Origin of the sequence: Escherichia albertii NBRC 107761 = DSM 17582, from assembly GCF_000759775.1 — a bacterium.
GTDB lineage: Bacteria > Pseudomonadota > Gammaproteobacteria > Enterobacterales > Enterobacteriaceae > Escherichia > Escherichia albertii.
This window is the reverse complement of sequence record NZ_BBMY01000002.1, coordinates 105019-112746: the sequence shown is the minus strand read 5'-3', so window position 1 is coordinate 112746 and position 7728 is coordinate 105019. Positions and strand designations below refer to the sequence as shown.

At 51.5% G+C, this 7728-nt stretch carries 5 protein-coding genes and 1 pseudogene; all 6 read right to left on the bottom strand.

What is annotated here, in order from left to right:
* Positions 1–42 precede the first annotated feature (42 nt).
* Positions 43–633: a carnitine operon protein CaiE gene (caiE, locus tag EA14781_RS01220; RefSeq protein ID WP_000122883.1), complete on the bottom strand. Its 591-nt coding sequence runs from the start codon at positions 631–633 to the stop codon at positions 43–45.
* A gap of 6 nt (positions 634–639) precedes the next feature.
* Positions 640–1425: a crotonobetainyl-CoA hydratase gene (gene caiD, locus EA14781_RS01215; RefSeq protein ID WP_000004406.1), complete on the bottom strand. Its 786-nt coding sequence runs from the start codon at positions 1423–1425 to the stop codon at positions 640–642.
* 109 nt (positions 1426–1534) lie between these two features.
* Positions 1535–3088 (bottom strand): crotonobetaine/carnitine-CoA ligase, encoded by a 1554-nt coding sequence (gene caiC, locus EA14781_RS01210; protein ID WP_002430312.1) that lies wholly within the window; start codon positions 3086–3088, stop codon positions 1535–1537.
* 72 nt (positions 3089–3160) lie between these two features.
* Positions 3161–4378 (bottom strand): annotated as a pseudogene (caiB, locus tag EA14781_RS01205) (L-carnitine CoA-transferase).
* A 273-nt stretch (positions 4379–4651) separates the two neighbouring features.
* The gene (gene caiA, locus EA14781_RS01200; RefSeq protein WP_000347123.1) at positions 4652–5794 is read right to left on the bottom strand and encodes a crotonobetainyl-CoA dehydrogenase; all 1143 of its coding nucleotides are present in this window, start codon (positions 5792–5794) and stop codon (positions 4652–4654) included.
* A gap of 30 nt (positions 5795–5824) precedes the next feature.
* Entirely contained in the window at positions 5825–7339 is a 1515-nt protein-coding gene (gene caiT, locus EA14781_RS01195; RefSeq protein WP_000650971.1) for an L-carnitine/gamma-butyrobetaine antiporter, read from the bottom strand.
* Positions 7340–7728: the final 389 nt, after the last annotated feature.

Genomic DNA, 7728 nt, shown 5'->3' with positions numbered 1-7728 from the left:
ATGCTGGCCCATCTTATCCGGCCTACGGGGTATCCGGCGGTGTTATCGTTTTGGCGCAACATCCGTCGTCCCCTGCAAACGGGGACGATTTTCCTCCATTTGTGTCAATGGCTGTGTTTCTCGTAACGCTGCATGGCAGCGTCCAACCAAATCCTGGTACTCTTTGGTATTCAACCGTTTCCAGTGCAACTCGTCATCACGAACACTGCGTACCGCGCGGGCTGGCGTGCCCATCAATAACTGGCGTTTCTCGCCACTAAAACCCGCTTTGACAAAGCTCATGGCGGCAACAATGCTTTCTTCGCCAATGACTGCGCCATCCATAATTACGCTGTTCATCCCGACCAATGCATCACGACCAATCACACAGCCATGCAGAATAGCACCATGACCGATATGGCCGTTCTCCCCCACAATGGTGTCGGTATCGCAGTAGCCGTGCATGATGCAACCATCCTGAATATTGGCCCCCGCTTGCACGATCAACCGCCCGTAATCACCGCGCAGTGAGGCGAGGGGACCGATGTAAACACCGGCTCCCACAATCACATCACCAATCAATACCGCGCTGGGATGGACAAACGCCGTAGGATGAACCACAGGAATTAATCCTTCAAAGGCGTAGTAGCTCATCTATTGTTAACGCCCTTTCCATACCGGATCGCGCTTCTCGGCAAACGCCAGCGGCCCTTCAATGGCATCTTCCGAATGCAGAACCGATGGATAGTGTTTCAGTACGCCGCTGCGAATATAACGATATGCTTCTTCCACGGGCATTTCGCTGGTGGCGCGGTAGATCTCTTTCAGCGCCGCAATCGCCAGCGGGGCGCTGTTAACCAGTTGTTGTGCCAGTTCGCGGGCGTTATCCATCAGCTCCGCCTGGCTAACCACGCGGTTGACTACCCCCCAACGCAGCGCCTCTTCTGCGCCCATTCTTCTGCCGGTCATTATCATTTCATTAACGATGGCAGGCGGTAGGATCTTCGGAAGACGCAGCACGCCGCCGCTGTCTGGAACGATGCCCAGTTTGGCTTCCGGCAGGGCGAAGCTGGCGTTATCCGCGCAGACAATAAAATCTGCGGCCAGCGCCAGTTCAAAGCCGCCGCCAAAGGCATATCCGTTCACGGCGGCGATGACCGGTTTGTCGAGATTAAAAATTTCGGTTAAACCCGCAAAACCCCCCGGACCGAAATCAGCATCCGGCGCTTCGCCTTCCGCTACTGCTTTTAAATCCCAGCCTGCGGAAAAGAATTTCTCTCCGGCACCGGTAATGATGGCGACGCGCAATTGCGGATCGTCACGGAAATTAAGAAATACTTCGCCCATTTCAAAGCTGGTTTTTGCATCAATGGCATTCGCTTTTGGACGATCAAGGGTAATTTCCAGAATTGATCCATTGCGGGTCAGATGTAATGATTCACTCATTCCTTTTCTCCATTTTGGCTTTTTCAGGGACGATAACGTCCCTGCAAAGAATGCATATTATTTTTAGAACGTGATTATTAGTTGGCAGGGTAGTTCCCTGCCGTTTCATTTATTTCAGATTCTTTCTGATTATTTTCCCCGAGCAATTACGCGGCAGATCGGTTCTGATCTCCAGATAAGACGGCACCTTAAATTTCGCCATATTTTGCTCGCAGAAACAGAAGAATTCTTCTTCATTTAATGTTTCACCCTCATTCAGCACGACAAATGCTTTGATGGCTTCATCGCGAATAGCGTCTTTAATACCTACAACCACAATGTCCTGAATTTTCGGATGCGTGGAGATAATATTTTCCAGCTCCACACAGGAGACGTTCTCTCCGCCGCGCTTAATCATATTGCAGCGGCGATCGACGAAGTAAAAAAAGCCCTCTTCGTCGCGGTATCCCGTATCGCCGGTATGCAACCAGCCATCGGCTTCCAGGACTCTGGCGGTGGCCTGCGGATTGAGAAAATATTCTTTGAAGATGGTTTTCCTTGGTTCGCCTTTTATGCAGATTTCTCCGATTTCACCTGCCGGGAGCGGGCGATTGTGATCGTCGCGGATCTCCGCTTCGTAGCAAAATCCCGCCCGACCAATCGACGGCCAGCGACGTTTATCGCCGGGGCGATCGCCGATAATGCCCACAATGGTTTCCGTCATCCCGTAAGACGTCAGCAAGCGGACGCCGAAGCGTTCACAAAAAGCGTCTTTTTCCTGCTCTGACAGGTTGAGATAAAACATCACTTCCCGCAGACAGTGTTGCCTGTCATTCGCAGAAGGTGGTTGTACCATCAGGGTACGGATCATCATCGGAATACATTCGGTAACGGTGGCACGGTACTTCTGTACCTGTCCCCAGAAGGCGCGGACGCTGTATTTCTCGACCAGCACAAAGGTGGCCCCGGCAGAAAATGCCGCCATTGCCGCAGTACACTGGCAATCGATATGAAATGCAGGCATTACCGTCAGATAGATGTCATCATCACGCAGTGCGCACTGCCAGGCGGAGTAATATCCGGCAAAGCGCAGATTGTAATGGGTAATTACCACCCCTTTCGGGCGAGAGGTTGTACCGGAGGTAAAGAGAATTTCCGCCGTATCGTCGGTCGATAGCGGCGGTGCATAGCACAAGGTGGCTGGTTGTTGATTTTTTAGTTGAGTAAACGAACTTATGCCGTCATCAGCGGGAATCTCCACATCTGTCAGACAGATATGCCGTAGCTGTGTTTCGTCTTCCTGCTGAATCTGCTGATACATAGGATAAAATTGTGCGCTGGTTACCAGCAGACACGCCTGGCTGTTTTGCAGGATCCACGCGCTCTCTTCGCGCAGCAGGCGAGCGTTAATCGGCACCATAATCGCGCCGATTTTGGCCAGTCCGAACCAGCAAAAGATAAATTCCGGGCAGTTGTCGAGATGTAGTGCAACCTTGTCGCCTTTGCGAATTCCCAGCGTATAAAACAGGTTTGCCGTGCGGTTAATTTCCTGATTTAACTCAAGATAACTATACCGGTTGACGTTCCCACTACTGGATTCACAAATTAGCGCCGTTTTATGACCGTAAACGTCCGCCAGATCGTCCCACATTTGACGTAGATGTTGTCCGCCAATGATATCCATTGCACCTCTATCCATTTTGTTCGTTTGTGATTGGTCGGGCGCGCGTCGGGCAAATCGACGCGCGCCGCGCGTTTAATCCTCAACTTTGGCCAGACCTTTGTTGACCAACTCCTGGATGTCGTTTTCGCTGTAGCCGATATTTTTCAAAATGGCGGCGGTGTCCATGCCGTGTGATGGCATACCGCGCCAGATTTGGCCTGGGTTATTTTTGAATTTCGGCATCACGTTCGGCCCTTTGCAGGTGCGTCCGTCCATCGTTTGCCACTGGGTGATCGACTCGCGAGCGATGTACTGTGGATTGCTTTCCAGCTCCGGTACGGTCAGCACTTTGGCACAGGCGATATTCAGTTCCGCAAAGCGTTCTTTCACTTCAGCGATAGTGTGCGCTGCCAGCCAGGCATCGAGTTTCTCTTCTACCAGCGGACCGTAAGGACATTCGATACGGTGGATAAGCTGGGTGCCTTCCGGGATTTCTGGCGTGCCGAGCAGGTGCGCGAGACCAATATCTTTAAAGCATTCTTCAATTTGGGTAATGCCTACCAGTTCCATCACGATGTAACCGTCGGCGCATTTGTACAGACCGCAACCGGCGTAGTAGGGATCTTTCCCTTTGGTCATGCGAGGGCACATTTCACCGCCGTTGAAGTAATCCATCATGAAGTACTGGCCCATACGCAGCATCACTTCATACATGGCGATGTCGATACTTTCTCCTTTGCCGGTTTCGCGCACTTTATGCTGTGCTGCCAGCGCCGCCGTGGTGGCGGTCAGGCCAGAAAAGTAGTCGGCGGTATAGGGGAAAGCAGGCATTGGCTGGTCAACGTCGCCGTTCTGAATCAGGTAGCCACTGAAGGCCTGGGCGATGGTGTTATAGGCAGGGAGATTGGTGTACTCCTCGGTGCCGTACTGACCGAAACCGGACAAGTGAGCGATAACCAGTTTCGGGTTGTGCTGCCACAGCACTTCATCGGTAATGCCGCGGCGGGCAAAGGCTGGGCCTTTACTGGCTTCGATGAAGATATCGGTGGTTTCCATTAATTTCAGAAACGCTTCGCGGCCTTCATCTTTGAAGATATTTAACGACAGCGCGTGCAGGTTGCGGCGAGAAAGCTGTGGGTAGTTCGGTTGAACGCGAATGGTGTCGGCCCAGGCAACGTTTTCGATCCAGATAACTTCCGCCCCCCATTCCGCGAACATTTACCCGGCGAACGGCCCGGCGATTTCGATACCGGAGAAGACAACGCGTAATCCGGCCAGCGGCCCGAATTTCGGCATCGGTAGATGATCCATTATTAGCTCCTGAAAAATGTGTGTAGCGCATGATTGCCGGATGCGGCGTAAACGCCTTATCCGGCCCTCCGTAGGCCTGATAAGCGAAGCGCATCAGGCAACGGCGCATGATTGCCGGATGCGGCATAAATGCCTTATCCGGCCTACCGTAGGCCTGATAAGCAAAGCGCATCAGGCAACGGCGCATGATTGCTGGATGCGGCATAAATGCCTTATCCGGCCTACCGTAGGCCTGATAAGACGCGTTAGCGTCGCATCAGGCAGCGCACTGAATTAGCGGTATTGCTTCAGCACCGCACGACCCAGCGTCAGGATCTGCATTTCGTCAGATCCACCGGAGACGCGGTCTACACGCAGGTCACGCCAGAAGCGGCTGATGCGGTGGTTGCCCGCAATCCCGACGCCGCCCAGCACCTGCATTGCGCTATCCACCACTTCAAATGCCGCATTGGCGCAGAAGTATTTGCACATCGCCGCATCACCAGAGGTGATGGTGCCGTTGTCCGCTTTCCACGCTGCTTCATAGAGCATGTTTTTCATGGAGTTTAATTTGATCGCCATATGGGCGAATTTTTCCTGGATTAACTGGAAGCGGCCAATCGTTTCACCAAACTGTACGCGTTGGTTGGCGTAACGCGCCGCATCTTCAAAGGCGCACATCGCTGTACCGTAGTTGGTGAGGGCCACCAGGAAACGTTCGTGATCGAACTCTTCTTTCACACGGTTAAAGCCGTTACCTTCCCGACCGAACATGTCTTTCTCGTCCAGTTCCACATCGTCAAAGGTGATTTCACAGCAGCTATCCATACGCAGGCCGAGCTTCTCAAGTTTGGTTACTTTGATGCCCGGTTTGCTCATATCAACAAACCATTCGGTGTAGACAGGTTTGTCTGGAGAAGCGCCGTCGCGCGCCATCACCACGATGTACGGGGTGTAGACGCTGCTGGTAATAAAACACTTACTACCATTAAGATAAATCTTACCATTTCTACGGGTATAAGTCGTTTTCAGGCTACCTACGTCGGAGCCAGCGCCCGGTTCGGTAATTGCTGAGTTCCACATCTGCTTACCGGTGCCGCGGAAAGCCATGATCTTGTCGATCTGCTCTTGCGTACCTTCACGCAGGAAGGTGTTAAACCCGCCCGGTAACTGATACAGCACGTAAGTTGGCGCCCCCAGACGACCCAGTTCCATCCACACGGCGGCGAGGGTAACAAACCCCGCGTCCAGACCACCGTGTTCTTCCGGGATCAGCAGGCTGTCGATACCCATATCCGCCAGGGCTTTGACAAAACGCTCCGGGTAAACGCTGTCACGGTCACACTCGGCAAAATAAGCTTCCCAGTTTTCGCTGGCCATCAGTTCGCGGATACCGGCGACAAACAGTTCCTGCTCATCATTTAAATTAAAATCCATCTTTCAACCTCTTGATATTTTGGGGGTTAATTAATCTTTCCAGTTCTGTTTCGCGTCTTTAATAAAGGAGAGCGTCACCATGATGTTGACGAAGAACAGCGGGCATCCTCCGGCGATAATGGCGGTTTGAATCGGTTTCAGGCCGCCGAGCGCCAGCAGAACAATGCCGATAATGCCAACCAGAATTGACCAACCAATGCGCACCAGCAGCGGGGGGTCTTCGCCGTCGCGCACTTCGCGGCAGGTGGACATCGCCAGGGTATAAGAGCAGGCGTTAACCAGCGTAACGGTGGCAATAAAGCAGAGAATGAAGAAGCCCCACATAGTGGCGGTGCTAAGCGGCAGTGCGGCCCAAGTTTCGATAATGGCGCGCGCCACGCCGTACTGTTCGATCAGATTTGGAATGTTGATGATGTTTTTATCTATCAACAGCAGAGTGTTACTACCGAGTACAGTCCACAGGATCCAGGTTGACGCTGTCAGTCCCAGCACCATGCCGAAGCACAGTTCACGCACGGTGCGACCACGGGAGATGCGGGCGAGGAAGATACTCATCTGGATAGCGTAAATCACCCACCATGCCCAGTAGAACACGGTCCAGCCCTGCGGGAAGCCGCCTTTAGCGATGGGATCGGTATAGAACAACATGCGCGGCAGATACATCAGCAACATCCCCACCGAGTCGGTGAAGTAGTTCATGATGAAGCTGGCGCCGCTGACGATGAACACCCAACCCAGCATCAGGAAGCTCAGGTAGCTACGTACGTCGCTGGCGATACGCACCCCTTTTTGCAGACCGCAGGCGACGCAAATGGCGTTGAGGATGATCCAGCAGGTAATGATGATGGCATCCAGTTGCAGGGTATGCGGAATGCCAAACAACCACTGCATACACTCAGTCACCAGTGGTGTGGCAAGGCCGAGACTGGTACCCATTGCGAAGATCAAGGCGACGAGATAGAAGTTGTCGACGATAGTGCCGAACAACCCTTTGGCGTGTTTTTCACCTACCAGCGGCACCAGGGTGGAACTGGGGCGAATGACTTCCATTTTGCGGACAAAGAAGAAGTAAGCGAAGGCGACAGAAAGGAAGCTGTAAGTGGCCCACGGTAGCGGCCCCCAGTGGAACAAGCTGTAAGCCAGTCCCAACTCTTTCGCGCCTGTTGAGTTCGGTTCTAAGCCAAACGGCGGGGTAGAAATGTAGTAGTAGATCTCAATTGATCCCCAGAACAGTACGGCAGCCGACGTACAGGAGGCGAACATCATAAAGATCCAACTGGCGGTGCTAAATTCCGGTGGTTCGTTACCTAAACGCTTTTTGGCATACGGGCCAAACACCAGCCAGAACCAGCCGAAAAGCATCACCACCATATACCATTCAAACGCCCATCCCCATACATTGGTGACGTAGCTGAATACGGCATTAATAACGACATTCGCCGCATCCAGATCTCTGACTGTAAGCCAACAAAGTATGCCAACGATTATTAACGGCGGAAAGAACACTTTCGGTTCTATTCCCGTTTTTCTCTTTTCATCTTTCATGAGTTAATTCCACTGTAAAAATAAATATTTATTTTTCGGTCCAGTTTGTTTTCTTTTTGTTTATTTTTGTTAACATTTAACTTGATTGTTTTTAACCTCGTGGACGCGTTAATTGCTAACCCATAATGGGTATTCAATTGGCTGTGTTCTGTGATGTGAATCACATTTTATTATTGGGTGAATGTCTGGTGTTTTTAGTGATTTATTCTTTGTAAATCAATGTGATGATGTTTGTTTTGATGAAAAGACTAACACCTGACTTTCAATATTGGTGATCCATAAAACAATATTGAAAATTTCTCTTTGCCACGGTCTGGTTTCAATATTGGTGAAGTACTTAACAATATTGAAAGTTGGATTTATCTGCGTGTGACATTTTCAATATTGGT